18 protein-coding genes are annotated in these 20,163 nt (G+C 65.7%); 11 read left to right on the top strand and 7 right to left on the bottom strand.

What is annotated here, in order from left to right; genetic code table 11:
- The first annotated feature begins 628 nt into the window (after positions 1–628).
- Genes cpaB through ACVIJ6_RS22395 form a run of 4 tightly spaced genes read left to right on the top strand, consistent with a single transcriptional unit; the run spans position 629 to position 4,952 of the window.
- Positions 629–1,429, top strand: a complete 801-nt coding sequence (gene cpaB / locus ACVIJ6_RS22410; RefSeq protein WP_456774466.1) for a Flp pilus assembly protein CpaB — start codon at positions 629–631, stop codon at positions 1,427–1,429.
- A 17-nt stretch (positions 1,430–1,446) separates the two neighbouring features.
- Positions 1,447–2,916 (top strand): type II and III secretion system protein family protein, encoded by a 1,470-nt coding sequence (locus tag ACVIJ6_RS22405; protein WP_456774465.1) that lies wholly within the window; start codon positions 1,447–1,449, stop codon positions 2,914–2,916.
- A 33-nt stretch (positions 2,917–2,949) separates the two neighbouring features.
- Positions 2,950–3,687, top strand: coding sequence for a CpaD family pilus assembly protein (locus ACVIJ6_RS22400; protein WP_456774464.1), 738 nt, complete (start codon positions 2,950–2,952; stop codon positions 3,685–3,687).
- A complete protein-coding gene (locus tag ACVIJ6_RS22395; protein ID WP_172240111.1) occupies positions 3,684–4,952 on the top strand; it encodes an AAA family ATPase in 1,269 nt (422 codons plus the stop codon). The genes ACVIJ6_RS22400 and ACVIJ6_RS22395 overlap by 4 nt, the downstream gene beginning before the upstream one ends.
- A 2-nt stretch (positions 4,953–4,954) precedes the next feature.
- Here the strand turns inward: ACVIJ6_RS22395 and ACVIJ6_RS22390 are convergent, their stop codons facing one another.
- From ACVIJ6_RS22390 to ACVIJ6_RS22380, 3 genes are all read right to left on the bottom strand, one after another.
- A complete protein-coding gene (locus ACVIJ6_RS22390; RefSeq protein WP_456774463.1) occupies positions 4,955–5,824 on the bottom strand; it encodes a tetratricopeptide repeat protein in 870 nt (289 codons plus the stop codon).
- An 84-nt stretch (positions 5,825–5,908) separates the two neighbouring features.
- Positions 5,909–6,154, bottom strand: a complete 246-nt coding sequence (locus ACVIJ6_RS22385; protein ID WP_041751628.1) for a PilZ domain-containing protein — start codon at positions 6,152–6,154, stop codon at positions 5,909–5,911.
- Positions 6,155–6,293: 139 nt separating this feature from the next.
- A complete protein-coding gene (locus ACVIJ6_RS22380; RefSeq protein ID WP_456774462.1) occupies positions 6,294–8,216 on the bottom strand; it encodes an FAD-binding monooxygenase in 1,923 nt (640 codons plus the stop codon).
- 100 nt (positions 8,217–8,316) lie between these two features.
- Between ACVIJ6_RS22380 and ACVIJ6_RS22375 the strand changes: the two genes are divergently transcribed.
- Positions 8,317–8,769: a MarR family winged helix-turn-helix transcriptional regulator gene (locus ACVIJ6_RS22375; protein WP_456777057.1), complete on the top strand. Its 453-nt coding sequence runs from the start codon at positions 8,317–8,319 to the stop codon at positions 8,767–8,769.
- Between the two features lie 335 nt (positions 8,770–9,104).
- Here the strand turns inward: ACVIJ6_RS22375 and ACVIJ6_RS22370 are convergent, their stop codons facing one another.
- A complete protein-coding gene (locus tag ACVIJ6_RS22370) occupies positions 9,105–10,616 on the bottom strand; it encodes a flavin-containing monooxygenase (RefSeq protein WP_456777056.1) in 1,512 nt (503 codons plus the stop codon).
- A 96-nt stretch (positions 10,617–10,712) separates the two neighbouring features.
- Here ACVIJ6_RS22370 and ACVIJ6_RS22365 point away from each other — a divergent pair, with 96 nt between their 5' ends.
- Positions 10,713–11,441 carry a hypothetical protein gene (locus ACVIJ6_RS22365; RefSeq protein ID WP_456774461.1) on the top strand — a complete coding sequence of 243 codons (729 nt, stop codon included), beginning with the start codon at positions 10,713–10,715 and terminating at the stop codon, positions 11,439–11,441.
- Positions 11,442–11,605: 164 nt separating this feature from the next.
- Here ACVIJ6_RS22365 and ACVIJ6_RS22360 read toward each other — a convergent pair whose 3' ends face one another.
- A complete protein-coding gene (locus ACVIJ6_RS22360; RefSeq protein ID WP_456774460.1) occupies positions 11,606–12,103 on the bottom strand; it encodes an AAA family ATPase in 498 nt (165 codons plus the stop codon).
- 463 nt (positions 12,104–12,566) lie between these two features.
- On the opposite strand from ACVIJ6_RS22360, the gene ACVIJ6_RS22355 reads away from it, so the two are divergent.
- The 4 genes from ACVIJ6_RS22355 to ACVIJ6_RS22340 all read left to right on the top strand — a co-directional run bounded on the left by ACVIJ6_RS22355 (position 12,567) and on the right by ACVIJ6_RS22340 (position 16,821).
- On the top strand, positions 12,567–12,944 hold the full coding sequence (locus ACVIJ6_RS22355) for a hypothetical protein (RefSeq protein ID WP_456774459.1): 378 nt from the start codon (positions 12,567–12,569) through the stop codon (positions 12,942–12,944).
- A 102-nt stretch (positions 12,945–13,046) separates the two neighbouring features.
- A complete protein-coding gene (locus tag ACVIJ6_RS22350; RefSeq protein WP_456774458.1) occupies positions 13,047–15,614 on the top strand; it encodes a TonB-dependent receptor in 2,568 nt (855 codons plus the stop codon).
- 270 nt (positions 15,615–15,884) lie between these two features.
- Complete coding sequence (locus ACVIJ6_RS22345; RefSeq protein ID WP_456774457.1) at positions 15,885–16,163, top strand: PepSY domain-containing protein; 279 nt, start codon at positions 15,885–15,887, stop codon at positions 16,161–16,163.
- Positions 16,164–16,221: 58 nt separating this feature from the next.
- On the top strand, positions 16,222–16,821 hold the full coding sequence (locus ACVIJ6_RS22340; RefSeq protein WP_456774456.1) for a cytochrome b/b6 domain-containing protein: 600 nt from the start codon (positions 16,222–16,224) through the stop codon (positions 16,819–16,821).
- A 3-nt stretch (positions 16,822–16,824) separates the two neighbouring features.
- Here ACVIJ6_RS22340 and ACVIJ6_RS22335 read toward each other — a convergent pair whose 3' ends face one another.
- A complete protein-coding gene (locus tag ACVIJ6_RS22335; protein ID WP_456774455.1) occupies positions 16,825–17,004 on the bottom strand; it encodes a hypothetical protein in 180 nt (59 codons plus the stop codon).
- Between the two features lie 277 nt (positions 17,005–17,281).
- Between ACVIJ6_RS22335 and ACVIJ6_RS22330 the strand changes: the two genes are divergently transcribed.
- Entirely contained in the window at positions 17,282–18,307 is a 1,026-nt protein-coding gene (locus ACVIJ6_RS22330) for a hypothetical protein (protein ID WP_456774454.1), read from the top strand.
- A 274-nt stretch (positions 18,308–18,581) separates the two neighbouring features.
- On the opposite strand, the gene ahcY is transcribed toward ACVIJ6_RS22330, so the two are convergent.
- On the bottom strand, positions 18,582–20,018 hold the full coding sequence (ahcY, locus tag ACVIJ6_RS22325; protein WP_456774453.1) for an adenosylhomocysteinase: 1,437 nt from the start codon (positions 20,016–20,018) through the stop codon (positions 18,582–18,584).
- Positions 20,019–20,163 lie beyond the last annotated feature (145 nt).

The raw sequence follows: 20,163 nt of genomic DNA, 5'->3' as shown, positions 1-20,163 counted from the left end.
AGAGCAGAAGCGAGGTCCAGCCAACCCGCGCTGCTCTCAACATGCGATCGCCCTGCATGTCCTCCGGCTGGAGCTTGCCCCGCTTTCGCAGCAGTGCGACACGCATATTACAATCTTTGCGTGTATTTTTGAACACACCACCATGAGTAGAAAGATACCAGCCATCATGCGCGGAACCTGCGCGCACAATTGCTAAGAAAGTCTGTTTTTTTAGGTGAGATTCCCGGCCAACGGAATCGTATGTCCGACCCGTTTCCGGCTGCTGAAGATGCGATCCCGTCCGACTACGGTGGTCAGAGGATCGCGCGTCTGTACCAACAAGCTTAACGAGGCATCGCGCCGTCGCGCCGCTCGTCACGCTCGGCAACCCTTGGTTTGCCGGAGCACCGGAACCAACTACTTCCCCGCGCAGACGGCACCAGCGTTAATCATCTAACATGCTCGACAAATTGTACGAATAGCCTGCTAACGCCGGATTCACCACTTGCGCAATCGGTGCTTTGGCCGGCCCCTGCGCCCTGCCTTGTGCAAGTTCGCTTATACCATTGCCGCTTAGTCATGAAGGACGGCACGCGCTGTTAGCTGATGATCGGCTGCTCCGGCGCATGAGTTGAAAGTAGTAACGCGTATGATGACCGCACGCATCGTGGTGTTGACCATCGCTCTCGGCGCAGGCGGCGTCGCGGCCTATCTCGTCAGCACCTCAGAAAGCCAGCAGCCTGTTGCCGTCGCGCCGGTCGCGCAGCTGCCGACGGTCGAAGTGCTGGTCGCAAAGAACGACATCGGCCTTGGACAGGCGATCAAGCCCGGCGACCTCGTCTGGCAGACCTGGCCGGAAGCGGCGAGCAACATCTTCATCCGCCGCGGCGATCGCCCGGAGGCCGCCAACCAGCTGGTCGGCACCATCGCGCGCGCGCCGTTCGTGATCGGCGAGCCGATCCGCGAGCAGAAGCTGGTGAAGTCCGATGGATCGGGCTTCATGGCGGCGATCCTGCCTGCGGGCATGCGCGCGATCTCCACCGAGATATCGCCCGAAACCGGCGCCGGCGGCTTCATCCTGCCGAACGACCGCGTCGACGTCATCCTGTCGAAGCGAGACAAGAACCCGGACAAGCCTGGCGGGCCGGACTACGTCAGCTCCGAAATCATTCTCTCCAATGTGCGCGTGCTCGCGATCGACCAGGCGCCGAAGGAGAAGGAAGGCCAGAACACGGTGGTCGGTAAGACGGTCACGCTCGAGCTCAAGCCCGAGCAGGCCGAGACGCTGGCGCGCGCGCGACAGTCCGGCTCGCTGGCGCTGGCCTTGCGCAGCATCGCCGACGTGAACGCGGCCGACAGCAACAAGAACGAGACGCAGATGGCGCGACGGGGCAACGCCATCGAGATCATTCGCTACGGGATCACGAGCTCGCTCACGGCGCAGAAGTGATCGAAAGGACGGGGACCATGAGGGGTGGGTATCAGCATCGTGTGAGGACGGCGACCTGGCTCGTCCGCGCACTCTCGACCGCGGCCGCGATCGGCCTCGCGATCAATCCGGCGCTGGCGCCGGTCCACGCGGCCGAGGACCGGGACACGCCGGTCGTCTCGGTCGGCTCGTCCAAGGTGCATTATCTGTCGCTCGGCATCGGCAAGTCCGTCGTCGTCGACTTTCCGCAGGACGTGAAGGACGTCCTCGTCGCCGATCCCAAGATCGCCAACGCCGTGGTGCGCTCGGCACGGCGCGCCTACATCATCGGCGCCGCGGTCGGCCAGACCAATGTCGTGTTCTTCGACGGCGAGGGACAGCAGGTCGCAGCCTATGACATCGCGATCAAGCGCGATCTCAACGGCGTGCGCCAGGCGCTGAGCCAGAGCATTCCGGGCGTCAAGATCGATGGCGTCGGCGACGGCGTCATCCTGACCGGCTCGGTGTCGAGCCCCGTCGAGGCGCAGCAGGCCGGCGAGATCGCCAGCAGGCTGGTCGGCGGCTCCGACAAGGTCGTCAACTCCATCGTCGTGCGCGGCCGCGACCAGGTGATGCTGAAGGTCAACGTGTCCGAAGTGCGGCGCGAGATCGTCAAGCAGCTCGGCATCGATCTCAGCGCCAGCATGACCTACGGCACCGCCGTGGTGAACTTCAACAACACCAATCCGTTCACGGCCTATGGCAAGTCGCTGGTCAATGGCAACGCCCTGAACGTTTCCGGCGGCGGATTGTCGTCGGTCTCGGCGACGATGCGCGCGATGGAGACGGCGGGCGTCACCAAGACGCTGGCCGAACCGAATCTGACCGCGATATCCGGCGAATCCGCGACCTTCATCGCCGGCGGCGAATTCCCGGTTCCCGGCGGCTATAATTGCGATCCGACCACGCGGGTCTGCACCACCTCGATCACCTACAAGAAGTTCGGCATCTCGCTCAACTTCACGCCGGTCGTGCTCAGCGAAGGCCGCATCAGCCTGCGCGTCATGACCGAAGTCTCGGAACTGTCGAACGACAACGCGATCACCGTGTCCTACGCGCTGACGTCGACGTCGAGCTCGTCGGTCACGATCCCCGCGATCCGGACCCGTCGCGCCGAAACCACGCTGGAGATTCCGTCCGGCGGCTCGATGGCGATGGCCGGCCTGATCCAGAACCAGACCAAGCAGGCGATCAACGGCCTGCCCGGCGTCGACCAGCTGCCGGTGCTCGGCCAGCTGTTCCGCAGCAAGGACTACGTCAACAACGAGACCGAGCTGATGGTGCTGGTGACGCCCTATGTCGTGCGCGCCGTGGCGCAGAAGGAGCTGGCGCGTCCGGATGACGGCTTCGCGCCGGCGACGGATTCGGAATCGGCGCTGCTCGGCCGCATGAACCGGCTCTACGGCATCGCCGCCAAGGTCGACACGGCCACGGGCGAGCCGGCCGGCTTCGGCTTCATCATCGACTGAGACGGCGGGATCACGGGGACCGGGAGAACGATCATGTCGAACAAAAAAGCAGAGAATGGCCGCCGCGCAATGCGCCGATGTGGTGCCGTCATCGGTCTCGCGCTGACGCTGGGCGCCTGCAACGCGACGACCGGCGAGGTGGTGGCGACCATTCCGGACGACTACAAGATCCGGCATCCGATCGCCGTCGAGGAGGGCCGGCAAGCGATCGTCGTGTTCGTCGGCAGCGGACGTGGCGGCCTGACCTATCAGCAGCGCGCCGATGTGGCCGGGCTCGCGCGCTCCTGGCAGCGCGAGGGCACGGGCGCCATCGTCGCCGAAGTGCCTGCGGCCACGCCGAACGCCCGCGCCGCCGCCGATACCTATCGCGAGATCCATGCAATGCTGACGAGCGGTGGCGTGCCGTCGCGGTCGATCACGCTGCGGCATTATACGCCGGACGATCCCCGCCTGCTCGCGGCGGTGCGGCTGAGCTATCCGAAGATCGCGGCCGTCGCCGGTCCCTGCGGACTGTGGCCCGATGATCTCGGACCCAACATCGACAATCCCAGCTACAGCAACAATCAGCACTATCACAATTTCGGCTGCGCCACGCAACGCAACCTGGCTGCGATGATCGACAATCCCGCCGATCTGGAGCAGCCGCGCGCCGAGGTGGCGGCCTATACGCCGCGCCGCTCCGCGCTGTTCGAGAAATACCGCAAGGGCGAATCGACGGCCGTGACCTATCCGGAAGCCGAGAAGGCCAAGCTCAGCGATACAGGCAAATGATCAACGCGTCCCGTCAGAGCCAGGAGGAGACCGCCGGCCCCAGCGGCGCGGCGCTCAACGACCATATCGCGCCGGTGCCGCGCGTCTCGGTGCAGGCATTCTGCGAAACCGATCAGACCTCCGCGGCGATCCTCGCCGCCAGCCAGGACCGCCGGCTCGGCAAGGCGCATATCACGATCAAGGCGGGCGGCATGCCGCGCGCCATCGAGACCTACCATTCGCAGCCCACGCCCAACGTGATCGTGCTGGAGACGAAGCCCGGCGGCGACATCCTGGGCGGGCTCGACGATCTCGCCAGCGTCTGCGATCCCGGCACCCGCGTGGTGCTGATCGGCAACCCGGCCGACGGCGTCGCCTATCGCGAGCTGGTGCGGCGCGGCGTCAACGATTATGTGGTCGGACCGGTCGAGACCATCGACGTGATCCGCTCGATCTGCAGCCTGTTCTCGGCCTCGGAAGCGGTGATCACCGGCCGCATCATCGCCGTGATCGGCGCCAAGGGCGGCGTCGGCGCGTCCACCGTCGCGCATAACGTCGCCTGGAGCATGGCGCGCGATCTGACGCTGGACTCGGTCGTCATCGACCTCGACATGGCGTTCGGCACTGCCGGGCTCGACTACAATCAGGATCCGATGCAGGGCATCGCCAATGCCGTGTTCCAGCCCGACCGGCCGGACACGGCGCTGATGGATCGCCTGCTCGCCAAATGCACCGAGCATCTCAATCTGCTCGCCGCGCCGGCGACGCTCGAGCGCGTGTATGATTTCGGCGCCGATGCGTTCGATGCGATCTTCGACACCTTACGCATGACCCAGCAATGCATCGTGCTCGACGTGCCGCATCAATGGTCGGCATGGACCCGGCATGCGCTGATCAATGCCGACGACATCCTGGTCGTCGCCGAGCCCGACCTCGCCAATCTGCGCAACGCCAAGAACCTGCTCGGCGTGCTCAAGGCCTCGCGGCCGAACGACCGGCCGCCACTGTATTGCCTGAACCAGGTCGGCATGCCCCGCCGGCCGGAGATCGACCTGAAGCGCTTCGCCAAGACCGTCGAGGCCGAGCCGGTCGCGGTGATTCCGTTCGACTGCAAGCTGTTCGGCACCGCCGCCAATAACGGCCAGATGATCGCGGAGATCGCAGCGCTCAACCGCACGCCGAAGCTGTTCCTGGAGATCGCAAACCGGCTCACCGGCCGCGTCGACCCGAAGCCGCAGCGCAGCTCGCTGCTGGCGCCGATCGCCAGGCTGCTCGGAGCGAAATAGACTCAGTCGTCGGCGCGGCTGAGCGCGCGCGCCAGTGCCTTGTCGGTCTGGCCCGCGGCGGGGCGATCGCGCCGCGTCGCCAGCTCGCGCTGGGCCACCTGCCGGCGCTCGAGAATGCGCTTCACATAAGCGACATTGGCGTTGGCCTGCTCCGGCGGCAGGCCCGACCGCGCGATGCTCTCGGCCTCGCCCATGCGGCCCTGCAGGCCAACGATGACGGCGAGATTGGTCCTGACCCGCGGGCTCGCATCCGGATTCGCAGTGGCCCTGCGCAGCTGCTCCTCGGCCTTGGGCAGTTCGTTCGAAAGCGCGTAGGACAGACCGAGATTGGACAGCACCGAGGGATCGTCGGGCGCGATCTTCAGCGCCGTCGCGTAATACTGCCGGGCCTCGTCATGGCGGCCGAGCTGGTCGAGCGTGGCGCCCTGCGCCGACAGGATGCGCCAGTCGGGGTCCTCGGGCGAATGCGCCCGGCTCAGCACGTCGAACGCCTGCTGGAAATTGCCGTTGTCGGCCAGCGCGCGGCCATACGCCGCCAGCAGCGCCTTGTTGCTGGGATTGGCGATCGTCGCCTGCTCCAGAACGGCGACCGCCTGCGACCGCTGGCCGGTGCCGCGCAGCGCGGTGCCGTAGCGCAGCGCCACATCGGGATCGTTCGGGGTGGCACGAAAGCGCTCGCGCAGCTGGTCGAGCTCGGCGCGCGGATCGCCGCCCGGCGCGCGCGTCTTGTCCGCGCCGCCGCCGAGCGCCCCCGTGACCTCTTGCAGATCGGTGGTCTGGCAGGCGCCGAGGGCGAGCAGCACGACGGCAAAGGACAGCGCGAACGCCGCCGGCCGCAACACAGGAGAACAACGAGAGGGCCGCGCACGCATGCAACTGAACTACTTCGGGACCAGATGCGGTGCAGGCTGGCAGTTTAACCCTAAGGTCCCGTTAAGCGGCCCGTCGTTGGCGCCTCAATCGATGAATTCGGCGCCGAACTCACAGCCGATCCGCCACCGCAACCTGCACTTGCGCTGGTGATCCGGTGCAAAAATGATCGTGAATTCGGGAGGAATCTCGACGAATTCCGCGACCACCTTGACGCCGCCGTCCGAAATATCGGTGATCGTGCAGTCCCGCGGCAAGGTGCCGGTGCCCCAATAGATCTTCGCAAGCCTCCGGCACAGCCGACGTTCGCTCTTGCGACGGTTCGCCAACATTAACATCTCGAGGTCTCACCCACTCAGTCGTCCATCCGGAGACATCGTTTCTAACGGGCAAAGATTTGGAACTGGCTAGCGTGAGGCCCGGGAATCCGGCGGAGCGATTTGCAATTCATTTACCGTCTCCGCGCGCGCCTCAACGCATCGGCCGCATGAAGCCGGCAAAATACGCGGCCAGCCGTCGTACATCGTCGAGCGGCAGCACGTCGGCGACGTATTGATCCGGACGCACGATCACCAGGCACCCCGCGGCACGGTCGATGCCGCGCATCGCGAAGATGTCATGGCCGCCCTTGAGATCGGGGCAGAACATCTTTTCGTAGTCAATGAGGCCGTGACGCCCTTTTCGCGGCAGCAGCAGCTCCGGCATCGCCTCGATGGCTAGATCGCGATGTCCCTGCTGGAACACCGCACGCAGATCGATGACGGAATCGATGTCGGCGCCATCAGGCGTGTAGCGCCGCAATGGCGATTCCGGATCGTCGCTCAGAAATTGGCACAGACGGCGGATGGCCGCGTTCGGCGCCGTCGGATTGTCGGCACCCGCGAAGGCGAACAGGCGGAAGCGGCCGTCCGCCTGCACGACATGCCCGAGCTGCAGCGGCTTGGCATCGCCCAGCCGGATCACCGGAGCCGAATGGAAGCGCTTGCCGATGACGAAGCCGGTGGCGAGCTGCTGGAACGTGGCGTCGCCGGTGAGGACGGACGGACGATAATGCGTCGCGGTTCCCGCGGTGTAGCGGCCGTGACGAACGAAATAATCCTGCGTCTTGGCGGCGTCGGCACCGCCCTGCTTGGCGGCCGACGCCAGGATCGCGGCCCATTCGCGATCGAAATCGATCAGCTCCTGCGCGATCGCCTGGCGCTCGGCCGAGTAGCTGTGCAGGAGCTCGGGCGCGCAGCGTTGGCCCAGCACGGCTGCGAGCTTCCAGCCGAGATTGAACGTGTCCTGCATCGACACGTTCATGCCCTGCCCGGCCTTGGGGCTGTGGGTGTGGCAGGCATCGCCGGCGATGAACACGCGCGGCAACCGCGTCGCGACCTCGGCCGCCGGCACGTCGTCGAACTTGTCGGTGATGCGCTGGCCGATCTCATAGACCGACCACCACGCGACCTCCTTCACCTGCAACGTATAGGGCGCGAGAATGCGTTGCGCCTTGGCGATTACCTCCTCGACCGTGATGTTGCGTCCCGCGACGCGCTCGCCGACCTCGAGCTTGGCAAGCTCGACATAGAGCCTGACGAGATAGCCGCCCTCGCGCGGGATCACCAGCAGGCTGCCGTCATGGGCGGACTGAATGAGCGACTTGAAGCGGATGTCGGGAAAGTCGGTGACGGCGAGCACGTCCATCACGCCCCAGGCATGATTGGCGGAATCGCCGTGCAGCTCACGGCCAATCGCCCTGCGCACCGTGCTGCGGGCGCCGTCGCAGCCGACGACGTAGCGCGCACGCACGGTCTCGACCTCGCCCTCATGCTCCGGATCGATGCGGTCGAAGCTGACGGTGACGCCGTGATCGCCCGCGCCCTTGGCCGGATCGATCACGAGATCACGCAGCCGCCGCGCATAATGCGGCTCGAGCTTCGCCGCCGAACGGCGCATGACATCGAGGAAGAAGTCGTGCACGCGGGCCTGGTTGAGCACGACGTGCGGCATTTCGGACAGGCCGTCCTCGACGTCCTGCACGCGGCCGCTGCGGGCGATGTGCGCGCTGTTGGCATCGTCCGGCTTCCAGAACGTGGTCTCGTTGATCCAGCAGGCTTCCTTCAGCACGCGGTCGGCGAAGCCATAGGCCTGGAACATCTCCATCGTCCGGCAGGCGATGCCGTCGGCCTGGCCCAGCAGCAGCCGGCTTGGCTTCTGCTCGACGATGCAGGTCTTGATGTCCGGGAAGGCGGAGAGCTGGGCGGCGAGATTGAGACCGGCGGGACCGCAGCCGACGATCAGGACGTCGACCTCCCCCGGCAAAGCGCCGGTCGCGCCCTGGCTGGCGACGCGCTCGGCCGCATCGAAGATCTCGGGATCGCCCGGCTGGAAGCCATTGAGATGAAACTGCATCTGATCACCCTCCCTTGCATTCATTATTGATCAGTATACTGATTATCAGTATACTTGTCAAATTAGCGGCGGGAGGATCGGATTGAGCGAGATGAAGGACATGCCGGGCCATCTGGCGCGCCGGTTTCAGCAGATCGCGGTGGCGGTGTTCCTGGCGGAGGTCGAGGCGGCCGGCTTCGACCTGACGCCGGTGCAATACGCAGCCCTGGCGGCGATCGCCGCCAACCCGTCGATCGACCAGATCACGTTGGCCGGCCTGATCGCCTATGACCGCACCACGATCACCGGGGTGATCGATCGGCTGGCGCAGAAGGGCCTGGTCGTCCGCCAGGCGAGCGCGCGCGACCGCCGCTCGCGCGAGCTCTTGATCACCGACGACGGGCGGCGGACGCTGGAAGCGATCACGCCGGCGGTCGAGGCGGCGCAGCGGCTGATGGTGCGCGGCCTCAGCGATGCGGAGGCGCGCGAGCTGGTCCGCCTGATGCAGAAGGCGATCGCCGCCGCCAACGAACTCAGCCGCGCGCCGCTGCGCGAGGGGATGCCGGAGCGCTGACGAAGATCTCTGCTCTCGGTGAGCTGCGGCCGCTTGCCAAGTCGCTCCAAGAATTGCCTATCAGTTATTCGTCATGCCCGGGCCTGTCCCGGGCATCCACGTTCTTCCAAGCCCGACGACGTGGATGGCCGGGACAAGCCCGGCCATGACGATGTGGAGAGGTCCGCCCTCAAACAAGCATCATCGGGGTGGGCGCGTCTCGAACCATGAGGCCGAGGTGAGACGGGCCTCGTCCTTCGAGACGTCCGCCTTCCGGTGGGCTCCTCAGGATGAGGGTGGAGAGGTCAGGGAGCCGAGAGACACAGATTCGACATCAGTACTCCTGCCCCCTGCCCTCACGAATAGCGCATCACCCCGTCGTCGACCTTGCCGAAGCGCAGCGAGACGATGTCGAGCGCGTAGTTCTGGTACAGCCGCCACGGCCGCTTCGAGCCTTGTTTCGGCAGGTCGGCGACCGCGCGCTGCACATAGCCGGAGCTGAAGCTCAGCGACGGCAGCGGCGTGACCGAGGCGTCGTCATTATGCGGCACGCATTGGCGATAGCCGTGCCGGTCCATGTAATTGAGCAGACGGCAGACATATTCGCAGGTCAGGTCGCATTTCAGCGTCCAGGACGCGTTGGTGTAGCCGAGCGTGGCCGCGAGATTCGGCACGTCGGAGTACATCATGCCCTTGTAGTTGAGCGTCTTGGCGAAATCGACCTTGCGGCCGTCGACCATCACCTCGATCCCGCCGAGCACCTGCAGCACCAGACCGGTCGCGGTCACGATCACGTCGGCCTCGAGCTCGCGGCCATCCGACAGGCGCAGGCCGCGCGCGGTGAAGCTCTCGATCCCGGCCGTCACCACCGACGCGCGCTGCTCGCGGATGGTCTTGAACAGGTCGCCGTCCGGCACCAGACAGAGCCGCTGGTCCCACGGATTGTAGCTTGGCGTGAAATGGGTGGCGACGTCGTAGTCGGGGCCGAGCTCGGCGCGCACGCCGCCCAGGATCAGCTGCTTGACACGCTGCGGCTTGCGCCGGCTGAGCTGGAAGAAATACATCCCGAACAGCACGTTGCGCCAGCGGATCAGGTGATAGGCCAGGCTGGCCGGCAGATGCCGGCGCAATTTGTTGGCGAGCGCGTCCTGCGCCGGGCGCGACACCACATAGGTCGGCGAGCGCTGCAGCATCGTCACATGCGCCGCGGTCCTGGCCATCGCCGGCACCAGGGTCACGGCCGTGGCGCCGGAGCCGATCACGACGACGCGCTTGCCGGCATAATCGAGATCCTCGGGCCAGGCCTGCGGATGCACGATGCGGCCCTTGAAATCGGCCATGCCCTTGAAGTCCGGCAGATAGCCCGCCTCGTAGCGGTAATAGCCGGAGCACATGAACAGGAAGCCGCAGGTGATCAGCACCGTCTCCTTCATCCCCTCCTCCGTCCGGCGCTCGGCCTCCACCGTCCAGCGCGCGTCCGCGCTCGACCACGCGGTGCGGCGCACGCGATGATGAAAGCGGATGTGGCGATCGATGCCGTTCTCGGTCGCGGTGTCCCTGACATAGTTCAGGATCTGCGTCCCGTCGGCGATCGCCTTCGGATCCGTCCACGGCTTGAACGAATAGCCCAGCGTGTACATGTCGCTGTCGGAGCGGATGCCGGGATAGCGGAACAGGTCCCAGGTGCCGCCGATCGCACCGCGGCCTTCCAGGATGGCGAAGCGCTTGCCCGGACATTTGTGCTGCAGATGATAGGCAGCGGCGATGCCGGACAGTCCGGCGCCGACGATCAGCACGTCGACATGCTCTGTTGACATGAGGCGGTCCTGGCGTTCCCTGGTCCAGCGTCTTGCGCCGGTGGCGGACAGTCGCAACCCTGCCTGTCCCTGTCAAATCGTGCGCGCGTTCGCATTCGATCAACCCTCCTGCTCTATCAACAGGACCATCCTCAAACGGACCTCGTGATGAACGACCCCGCCCCGCAGCACGAAACGCCCGGCAACGACGTCAGCCGGGACCGCGGGAGCGCACAGGCGCAGCGCATCGCCCTGGGGTTCACCCTCGCCGCGATCGGGCTCACGGGCTGGTCGCTCTTCCCCAGCTTTCCGGCCGGGCAGCTGATCGCGGTCGTGACCGTCATTCCGCTGCTGGCGCTGATCCTCACGCTGCGCTTTCCCGGCCGGTTCCGCATCGGTCTCGGCGCGGGCTACGCGGCGGCCAATCTCGGCACCGGCTGCATCGTGGCCGCCGGCACGCTCGCCGCACGCACGCTGTCGGACATCAACCTCGTCAGCTGGCTGCCGCTCACGGCCTTCGCGATCGCGGTCGCGATCATCTTTCTCATTGTCGCCGCGCGGTTCGAAACCCAGCTGCGCCGGCGCGGCTGGCGGCTGCTGCTCGCGGCGCTGTTCGTCGGCGCCTATGCGTTCGGCGCGCTCGGCCAGTTCAACACCGCGCTCGACCGCTCGGCGCCGGCGCTGCTGCGCAGCCGCGTGCTGGCCAAGCATCTCGGCCACAGCCGTCTTGCGACCCATCAGGTGACGCTGGAGGCCTGGGGGCCGTTCGCCAGGCCCTCGGAGGCCCATGTGCCGCAGGCGCTGTACGATCAGCTGCAGTCCGGCGACAGCCTGTGCCTACGGCTACGGGATGGCGCATTCGGCATGGCCTGGTTCACGGCGGCGGCCTGCCGGTGAGGTGCGGCGCTGCAACGATTGGGGCGAGCAAGTTGCGCGATTGAGGGATGCTGCGTATGTCTGGTCAAGGATCGTAGCCCGCATGAGCGCAGCGACATGCGGGACCTCACGCAGGGTCTCGATCACCCGGATCTCGCTGCGCTCGTCCGGTTACGGCCCCAGCCTCAGCTTTCCAGCCGATGGACGACGACATCGAATCCTTCCTCGGGCGTGGGCGCCACGAAGTAGGACGTGAACAGATCGAACTCCTCGTCGGTCACCGTGAACGCATGCCGGCCCGCGTCGTTGCGCGCGCGCAGCCGCGCCTTGCAGATCTCGTCGGGCACGTCGAGGTGATGCAGCTGGTGCGGCACGCCGGCCGCCTCGAACAGGCCGCGCATCCAGGCGCGGCTCGCCCGCGTATTGGCGGGAAAGTCGAGGACCACCGAGATGCCCGCGCGCAGCAGCGCCACCACATGCGGACCCATCGCCGTACGCAGCCGTGACGAATTGCGCACATAGTCGGCGAGGCTGGTCTGCTCACCCGGATAGAGCTGTGCCAACCAATCGTCCTCGGCCACCACGACGGTGGCCGGACGACGGCCGAGCTCTGCCGTGAGCGTCGATTTGCCGGCAGCAATCTTGCCGCACACGAGTTGCAGCGTGGATAAACTTGGAGACACGGAAAAGACCTCGCGCAGGCACCGCCGCGGGCACCATCGATGTGTTCACAGGGAATGTCACAGGCAACCGCGCCCGGCCCGACGGATCAGGCCGGGTCGATAATTCGGCCGCAAATGGCGGCGCCTGCGACGTGAATGCGGAAGGTCATGAGGATGTATTTGACAGTTATTAGCGACGGCGTCCAGACTCGGCCTCATCCGTCGCCCGATACCACATCGCGATTGAGTTTGACTCGCAGGACACGGGCGCCAGCATTTCGCTCACTGCAGCTCACGACTGGGTTGAAGTCACTTCCCTGTGGCCGAATTGATCCACCGTGACAGGAGTGGACGATGCCGTACATACTCCATTGCCAATGCGATATCCGCTCCTGTAGGTCATTCCAAGGGACGGGAGCGTTAGCCGGTGGCTCATCAGCGGCGTCAACGAAAAGGCATCGTATCAGGACGACGTGAGGCGCGCATGCACTCAGCGTGGTGGCGCGCTGCGCTGTCGCGGCTCGGCAGCGCTCTCGTCTGGTTCGCGGCATGGGCCCTGATCTTCCAGTCCGCGCTGGCGTTCTCCGCGATGAGCACTGCGGCTGCGACTCCCGACACCGCCGCCATCTGTCAGAGCTCCGCCGACGGTCCGTCGCTGGACGACATCGGCACGGCGGCCAAACAATGCGCGAGCTGTCCGTTCTGCGCGCTCGGGCGCGGCGTCACCGTCCCGCACGTACCCGCCGTGGCGCGGCCGATGCCGGTGGTCGTGGCGATCCTGATCGGGCGGATCGACCTCGTTGCGGCACCCCGGCCTGCGCTCGAAATGCCGGTCGCTCGCGGACCACCGGCGGCCGTCTAGGACGATCACTGCAGACATTTCATCCCGTCACGATGCGGCCGGTCTCGTCCGCACGCGTTGTGTGCTGCCGTCCAGCGGCCGCCGCAGCCGCCTCGTCGCGACATGTTCACAAGGCCACGGCGCGCTCGCCGCCAGGCGCCTCTCCCATTTCGACTCCGAGATCCGATCATGGACCATTGTTCGACTTCCATCCGGCGGCGGTTGCTCCGCTCAACCACCGTGCTGACATCGCCCGCGCTGCTGGCATTCGCCCTTTCGAGTCCCGCGCTCGCGCAGGACTCATCGCAAGCTCGCTCTGCCGCCACGCTGCCGCAGGTGACGGTCACTGTCCCGAAGCCCCGCCAGGCCGCCCGAACGGCAGTCCGCCGCAGGGGCGTACGTGGGGCGACGACCAATGCGGCAGTTGCTCCACCGCCGCAGGCGGCCTCACCCGACAGCGTCGCCGCGCCTCCCGGCGCCACATCGGTTGCGCCGGGTGACATCTTGGCGAAGCGCACCGCCACGAACGACACCGCTGCGTTATTCGCCGATCTGCCCGGCGTCAGCCTCTATTCGGCCGGCGGGGTCTCGAGCCTGCCGGCGATCCATGGCCTGGCCGACGACCGCCTGCGCATCAAGGTCGACGGGATGGACACCATCGCCTCATGTCCCAATCACATGAACCCGGCGCTGTCCTACATCGATCCGGCCCAGGTCGCCGCAGCCAAGGTCTGGGCGGGCATCACTCCCGTGAGCGTCGGCGGCGACTCGATCGGCGGCACCGTCACCGTCACCTCGCCGGCGGCCCTGTTCGCGGCGCCGGGGCAGAGCCTGCTGACCAAAGGTAGCATCGGCACGTTCTACCGCAGCAACGGCAACGTGCGCGGCGTGAACCTGTCGGCCACCATGGCCACCGAAAACTACAGCGTCAGCTACAGCGGCGCTGCCGTCAAGGCAGACAACTATACGGCCGGCGGCAACTTCAAGAACTTCACCCTGAGGAGCTCCATCACGCCGGTGCTTCCCCTCGACCAGGTCGGGTCATCCGCCTACGAGACCAGGAACCACATGATGGGCATCGCCTGGAGCAAGGACGGCCAGCTTATCGAGCTGAAGGCGGGTGTGCAGGAGGTCCCCTATCAGCTCTACCCGAACCAGCGCATGGACATGCTGGGCAACGATGCCTACAGCCTCAACCTGCACCATCTCGGCCGGTTCGACTGGGGCGATCTGGACACCCGCCTCTATCACCAGTCCGTCGATCACTACATGAACTTCGGCGACGATCGGCTGTTCTCGTATGGCACGCTGAGCCCGCCGAACACGACGGGTGCTCGCTATCCGGTCAATGGCATGCCGATGTATACACGCACCAAGACCAACGGCTTGACTTCCAAGGCCGACATCACGTTGTCACCCCGCGACGTGGTCCGCGTCGGCGTCGACCTGCAGACCTATCGTCTCGACGACTGGTGGCCGCCGGCCCCCGATTGCGGCGTCGGCAACTGCATCGGCGGCATGGCGCCGCTGACGTTCTGGAACATCAACGGCGGCAAGCGCGACCGGGCCGGTGTGTTCAGCGAGTGGGAAGCGAAGTGGAGCCCGTCCTGGCTGTCGCTGCTGGGGGTGCGGTTCGAGCGCGTCGAGGCCGACACCGGACCGGTCGTCGGCTACAACACCAGCACCACGCCGCTGACATCGGGGTTCATGTCCGGCATGTATGAGACGAGCTCGGTCGGCTCCCGCGCCACATTCAACGCGATGGATCGCTCACGAAAAGACAACAATGTCGATCTGACGGCGCTGTTCCGGAACACGCCGAGCGCCCATCTCACCTTCGAGTTCGGCGCGATGCAGAAGACCCGGTCGCCAAATCTGTACGAACGCTATTCCTGGTCGCGCAACACCATGGCGCTGGAGATGAACAACTTCGTCGGCGACGACAACGGCTATCTCGGAAACCCCAATCTGAGACCCGAGATCGCCCATACCGTGAGCTTCACCGGCGCCTGGCACAGCGCCGACCATGAGGCCGAGATACGGCTCACACCTTATTATACCCATGTGCGCGACTACATCGATGCTGTGCAGTGGAAGGCAGCCACCAACACCGCCGCGGTTCCTGCGGTGGCCAACCAGTTCGTGATCATGAAGTACATGAACCAGCAGGCACGGCTGTACGGCTTCGATCTGTCCGGCAGGGTGCCGCTGGGCAGGACGCCGATCGGCGATTTCGGCCTGAAGGGAGTCCTGAGCTACACTAACGGCCGGAATCTCGACACTGGAAGCGGCCTCTACAACATCATGCCGATCAACGGCAAGCTGACGCTCACGCACCGGCTCGACGGCTGGGACAGCGGCCTCGAGCTGGTGATGGTAGGCCGCAAGTCCGACGTCTCCATCGCGCGCAACGAGCTCAAGACCCCGGGCTACAGCCTGGTCAACCTGCGCAGCAACTACACCTGGCAGAAGCTGCGCATCAGCTTCGGCGTCGAGAACCTGTTCAACAAGCTCTACTACCTGCCGCTCGGTGGCGCCTACCTCGGCGAGGGCGCCTCGATGTCGTTCAACAAGGAGGCCGGGACCGTCGCCGCGGCGGGCGGCGGCGTATCGGGCACCTCGACGATGTGGGGCACCGCCGTTCCCGGTCCCGGACGCTCGTTCTATCTGGGTGCGAACCTGGAATTCTGACGCCGGCATTCGCACCACCACCCTGTCCCACCGCGCGGGACAGGGTGAGAGCGGACACCAGACGAACACATTGTCACGATGAGCGGCGCGAGCGAGACGTAACGTCGCACACCACCCCGTCCGCGATTCTCGGCTGAAATCGCAGCCCTCATAAACTTGGAAAAGCTCTAAGAGTGATTCCAGCGGCCGCTCCGTTGACACATTCGGCCGGTTGCCGTCTCCACTGATCCCACGATGCATCGTGTTTGAATTTGCTCATTGGAGGGATTGATGAGACTGACCACCGCCGCCGTGCTCGGCGCCGCACTCGCCGGATTCGCCTTCTCGCCGGCCCTGGCCGACGGCTACAAGGACTGCACCAAGCTCGACAAGGCATCATGGAAGCCGGCCGCCGAGGCGGAGGCCAAGGCGAAGGCGCTTGGCTATGAAGTGCGCCGCTCCAAGATTGAGGGCAGCTGCTACGAGGTCTACGGCGTCAAGGAAGGCAAGCTGTACGAGCTGTTCTACAGCCCGGAGGATCTCAGCCTGAAGCACACCATCGCCAAGTAAGCGTCCAGATCCTCGGCAGACGGCGTGCAGCACCGCTGCACGCCGTGATGCAACGGCCATGCACGGCACAGCTCCGAGATCCAGCGTGAAAGACCCGGACCCGGCCGAGACCGTGCTGGTCTGGGATCTTCCGTTGCGCCTGTGGCATTGGCTGCTGGCCGTACTGGTGCTCGTCGCCTGGGTGACGCCGAACGTCCATGACGAGCTGCATCGGCTGGCCGGCTATGCGATCCTCGGGCTGCTCGCCTTCCGCCTGATCTGGGGCCTGATCGGCACGCGCCATTCACGCTTTCGCAGCCTCCGTGCCCGGCTGCGCGCCACGCCGGCCTATCTGTGGAATCTGCGGCGCGGCAGGACCGGCCGCTATCTCGGCCTCAACCCGGCCGGCACGGCCATGCAGCTTGCGCTGCTGCTGCTCCTCATCGTCTCGGCCGTATCAGGCGCGATGCAGGTCACCGTGCGCTTCTTCGGCATCTGGTGGGTCGAGGACACCCACGAGGTGACGTCATATCTGCTGATCCCGCTGGTGGTGCTGCACGTCGCCGGCGTCGTGCTGGTCAGCCGGCTGCAGCGTGAGAATCTCGCGCGCGCGATGCTCACGGGACGCAAGCTGCTGCGGCGGAGCGCTCGCGCAGCACCTCCGTCCCCCGAGCGCTGAGGCTCAGCCGCGCACGGCGTAGGGCGTTTGCGCCAGACGGTCGGCGCCGATGGCGAGATTGCGCTGCGCGTCCGCCAGCGCCTGCCGCTCGCGCTTCTCCTCGGGCAGCGACCAGATCGAATCGTCGCGCGCGTAGTCCCGGATCAACCTGGTGCGACCGACGACGATCTCGATGGTGCTCATGGCATCAGCTCCACGACCAAGTCCGCGCAGACTACGCCGCGCTCGCGGCGGCGGCAACCGAGTGGCGCGATGTCGCGACGACGGCAGCGCGCTGCCGAACGGCTGTTCGAGGCGCCGTGCGCGGAACTCCGCATCGTTGCACACAAGCCACAGTTCCCGCAAAAGCTGCTAACGACACGCGCTGCGTTATTGCGCCCCGCCGCCAAGCGCCGAACAATCGCAGGTATCGGATGCCTGACCGCGCCTGTTCGCAGGGGCCTGGATTTTAGGAGACCGGATGATGAGCTCGCCGTCGGTTGTCACGCGTGCGTTGTATCGGTCCGTTGTCCTTGCGGCTTCCATCGCGGCGTGGCCCGCTGGGGCCGCCGAGATCGAGGCAGCGACGCCGCCCGTCGTCACCGAGCCGGTGGCAAGCTCGGCGCAGCCGCCGGCCGCAGACGCCGCGCTCACGACGGCCTCCATCACGCCCTCGGCCAATCTGCCTGCCGACGAGCTGGCGGCCCTGCCAAAGGCGGCTGATGATGCGCCGAAGCCCACCGTGGCCAGCGCCGACCGCATCGAGATCCTCGACGAATGCCTCGACATCGACGCCTGTATCGATCGCTATTTGTGGGCGCTGTATGAGCGCGCGCCCAAGCTCGACAAGATCAAGGAGACCGAGCGGCGCGTCGTCACGGTCAAGCGCAAGGGCCGCATGGTCAAGGTGACGCGCAGCTTCACCAGGCTGGTCGACAATGATTTCACCTGGAAGGATCCGAAAGCCGCCGACCGCATCGGGCTCAGCATGAAGGACTACGTGATCGGCGGCATGGACCGCGGCTTCAAGCTGAAGCTGTTTCATACCTTGCATGCCGCCGAGGCTGCGGGGCTGGCACCGGGCATCACCAGCGCGTTCCGCGACGATTACCGCCAGGAGATCGCCAGCGGGCTGAAAGCCGCCACCAACCGCTCCTATCACGGCGGTAGCCTGCGCGGCGGCTATGGCCATGGGCTCGCAGCCGACATCGTGAGCGTCAATGGCGCAACGCGCGCACAGCGCTGGGTGGCGACGGAACAGCTGTGGAAATGGGTCGATGCCAACGGCAAGAGCTTCGGCGTCGGCCGCCCCTATCTCGACCGCGACCCGCCGCATGTCGGGCCTGTCGACGGCCAGGAATATGCCAAGCACCGCGCGCCGGCCGTAAAGGTGGCGGCGGCGGAGACCAAGAAGCACAAGCGGATCGCCGCGCGGCCGGAGCATCACGCCGCCAAGCGCAACAAGGCCGTGCGCGCCTCGGCGCTGGCGTCGCGTCGGACGGGGTGATCGTTTCATCACCGCGGGTGGCGACGCCCGTGTGATGTCGTAGAGCGCGCCACAATCTCCGTCATTGCGAGGAGCGAAGCGACGAAGCAATCCAGAGTCCCGCCCACCACTCTGGATTGCTTCGCGGAGCCTGTCATCGGGCCGCGCGTCCGCGCGGACCCGGTGGCTCGCAATGACGGCGCCTCATTGTCGGAGCGTCAGTGACGCAAACAAATAATGAAGGCCGGGGCAATGCCCCGGCCTTCGTCGTCTCCGCCGCGCGTGGTGCCGGATCTCAGTAGCGGTAGTGGTCCGACTTGAACGGGCCTTCCTGCTTGACGCCGATATAGGCGGCCTGGTCGGGGCGCAACTCGGTGAGCTTGACGCCGATCTTGGCGAGGTGCAGCCGCGCGACCTTCTCGTCGAGCGACTTCGGCAGCACGTAGACTTCCTTCTTGTACTTGCCGTCCTTGTTGTTGGCGTAGAGCTCGATCTGCGCCAAGGTCTGGTTGGTGAAGGACGCCGACATCACGAAGGACGGGTGGCCCATCGCATTGCCGAGATTCACGAGGCGGCCTTCCGACAACAGGATCATGCGCTTGCCGTCGGGGAAGGTGATCTCGTCGACCTGCGGCTTGATGTTGGTCCACTTCAGGTTCTTGAGCGAGGCGACCTGGATCTCGTTGTCGAAATGGCCGATGTTGCAGACAATGGCGCGATCCTTCATCGCGCGCATGTGCTCGATGGTGATGATGTCCTTGTTGCCGGTGGCGGTCACGAAGATGTCGGCGCGCGGCGCGGCGTCCTCCATCGTCACCACCTCATAGCCCTCCATCGCCGCCTGCAGCGCGCAGATCGGATCGATCTCGGAGACCATGACGCGGCAGCCGGCCTGGCGCAGCGAGGCGGCCGAGCCCTTGCCGACGTCGCCGAAGCCGGCGACCATCGCGACCTTGCCCGACATCATCACGTCGGTGCCGCGACGGATACCGTCGACCAGCGACTCGCGGCAGCCATAGAGGTTGTCGAACTTCGATTTGGTGACGCTGTCGTTCACGTTGATCGCGGGCCACAGCAGGGTGCCGGCCTTCTGCATGTCGTAGAGACGGTGCACGCCGGTGGTGGTCTCTTCGGACACTCCCTTGATCGAGGCTGCGATCGCCGCGAAATAGCCCTTCGGCTTCTCCTTGAGCTGCTTCTTCAGCAGCGCGAAGAACACTTCCTCTTCCTCGGAGGCGGGCTTGTCGAGGAATGCCGTGTCGCCGTTCTCGGCGCGCAGGCCGAGATGGACGTACATGGTGGCATCGCCGCCGTCATCGAGGATCATGTTGGGATGCAAGGCTTCACCGGGTTTTGCGCCATGCCAGTCGAACAGCTTGGCGGTGTAGTCCCAATAATCGGCCAGGGTCTCGCCCTTGACGGCGAACACCGGAATGCCGGCGGCGGCGATCGCCGCGGCAGCATGGTCCTGGGTCGAGTAGATGTTGCAGGACACCCAGCGGATGTCGGCGCCAAGGGCTGCGAGCGTCTCGATCAGCACGGCGGTCTGGATGGTCATGTGCAGCGAGCCCGCGATGCGCGCGCCCTTCAGCGGCTGCTTCGGGCCATACTCCTCGCGCGTTGCCATCAGGCCGGGCATCTCGGTCTCGGCGAGCGAGATCTCCTTGCGGCCGAACTCGGCGAGCGAAATGTCCTTGACGATGTAGTCGTTGAAACCTGGCTTGGCGGTCATGAGATCATCCTCTGTCTTCGCGCGAACGCGACATTGAGCAAATCGAACAGCAATTGTTCGTCATGCCCGGCCTTGTGCCGGGCATCCACGTCGTCAGTCGTATCCGTCACCTCAGCTCAAGACGTGGATGGCCGGGACAAGCCCG

The sequence above is a fragment of the Bradyrhizobium sp. USDA 4369 genome, assembly GCF_054056435.1.
Note: the sequence above shows the minus strand (reverse complement) of the source record. Positions and strands in the feature narration are given on the sequence as shown.

Coding starts and splice junctions, on each gene's coding strand:
- cpaB (WP_456774466.1), top strand. CDS start 629: ATGATGACCGCACGCATCGTGGTGTTGACCATCGCTCTCGGCGCAGGC.
- ACVIJ6_RS22405 (WP_456774465.1), top strand. CDS start 1,447: ATGAGGGGTGGGTATCAGCATCGTGTGAGGACGGCGACCTGGCTCGTC.
- ACVIJ6_RS22400 (WP_456774464.1), top strand. CDS start 2,950: ATGTCGAACAAAAAAGCAGAGAATGGCCGCCGCGCAATGCGCCGATGT.
- ACVIJ6_RS22395 (WP_172240111.1), top strand. CDS start 3,684: ATGATCAACGCGTCCCGTCAGAGCCAGGAGGAGACCGCCGGCCCCAGC.
- ACVIJ6_RS22390 (WP_456774463.1), bottom strand. CDS start 5,824: ATGCGTGCGCGGCCCTCTCGTTGTTCTCCTGTGTTGCGGCCGGCGGCG.
- ACVIJ6_RS22385 (WP_041751628.1), bottom strand. CDS start 6,154: ATGTTGGCGAACCGTCGCAAGAGCGAACGTCGGCTGTGCCGGAGGCTT.
- ACVIJ6_RS22380 (WP_456774462.1), bottom strand. CDS start 8,216: ATGCAGTTTCATCTCAATGGCTTCCAGCCGGGCGATCCCGAGATCTTC.
- ACVIJ6_RS22375 (WP_456777057.1), top strand. CDS start 8,317: ATGCCGGGCCATCTGGCGCGCCGGTTTCAGCAGATCGCGGTGGCGGTG.
- ACVIJ6_RS22365 (WP_456774461.1), top strand. CDS start 10,713: ATGAACGACCCCGCCCCGCAGCACGAAACGCCCGGCAACGACGTCAGC.
- ACVIJ6_RS22355 (WP_456774459.1), top strand. CDS start 12,567: ATGCACTCAGCGTGGTGGCGCGCTGCGCTGTCGCGGCTCGGCAGCGCT.
- ACVIJ6_RS22350 (WP_456774458.1), top strand. CDS start 13,047: ATGTTCACAAGGCCACGGCGCGCTCGCCGCCAGGCGCCTCTCCCATTT.
- ACVIJ6_RS22345 (WP_456774457.1), top strand. CDS start 15,885: ATGAGACTGACCACCGCCGCCGTGCTCGGCGCCGCACTCGCCGGATTC.
- ACVIJ6_RS22340 (WP_456774456.1), top strand. CDS start 16,222: ATGCACGGCACAGCTCCGAGATCCAGCGTGAAAGACCCGGACCCGGCC.
- ACVIJ6_RS22335 (WP_456774455.1), bottom strand. CDS start 17,004: ATGAGCACCATCGAGATCGTCGTCGGTCGCACCAGGTTGATCCGGGAC.
- ACVIJ6_RS22330 (WP_456774454.1), top strand. CDS start 17,282: ATGATGAGCTCGCCGTCGGTTGTCACGCGTGCGTTGTATCGGTCCGTT.
- ahcY (WP_456774453.1), bottom strand. CDS start 20,018: ATGACCGCCAAGCCAGGTTTCAACGACTACATCGTCAAGGACATTTCG.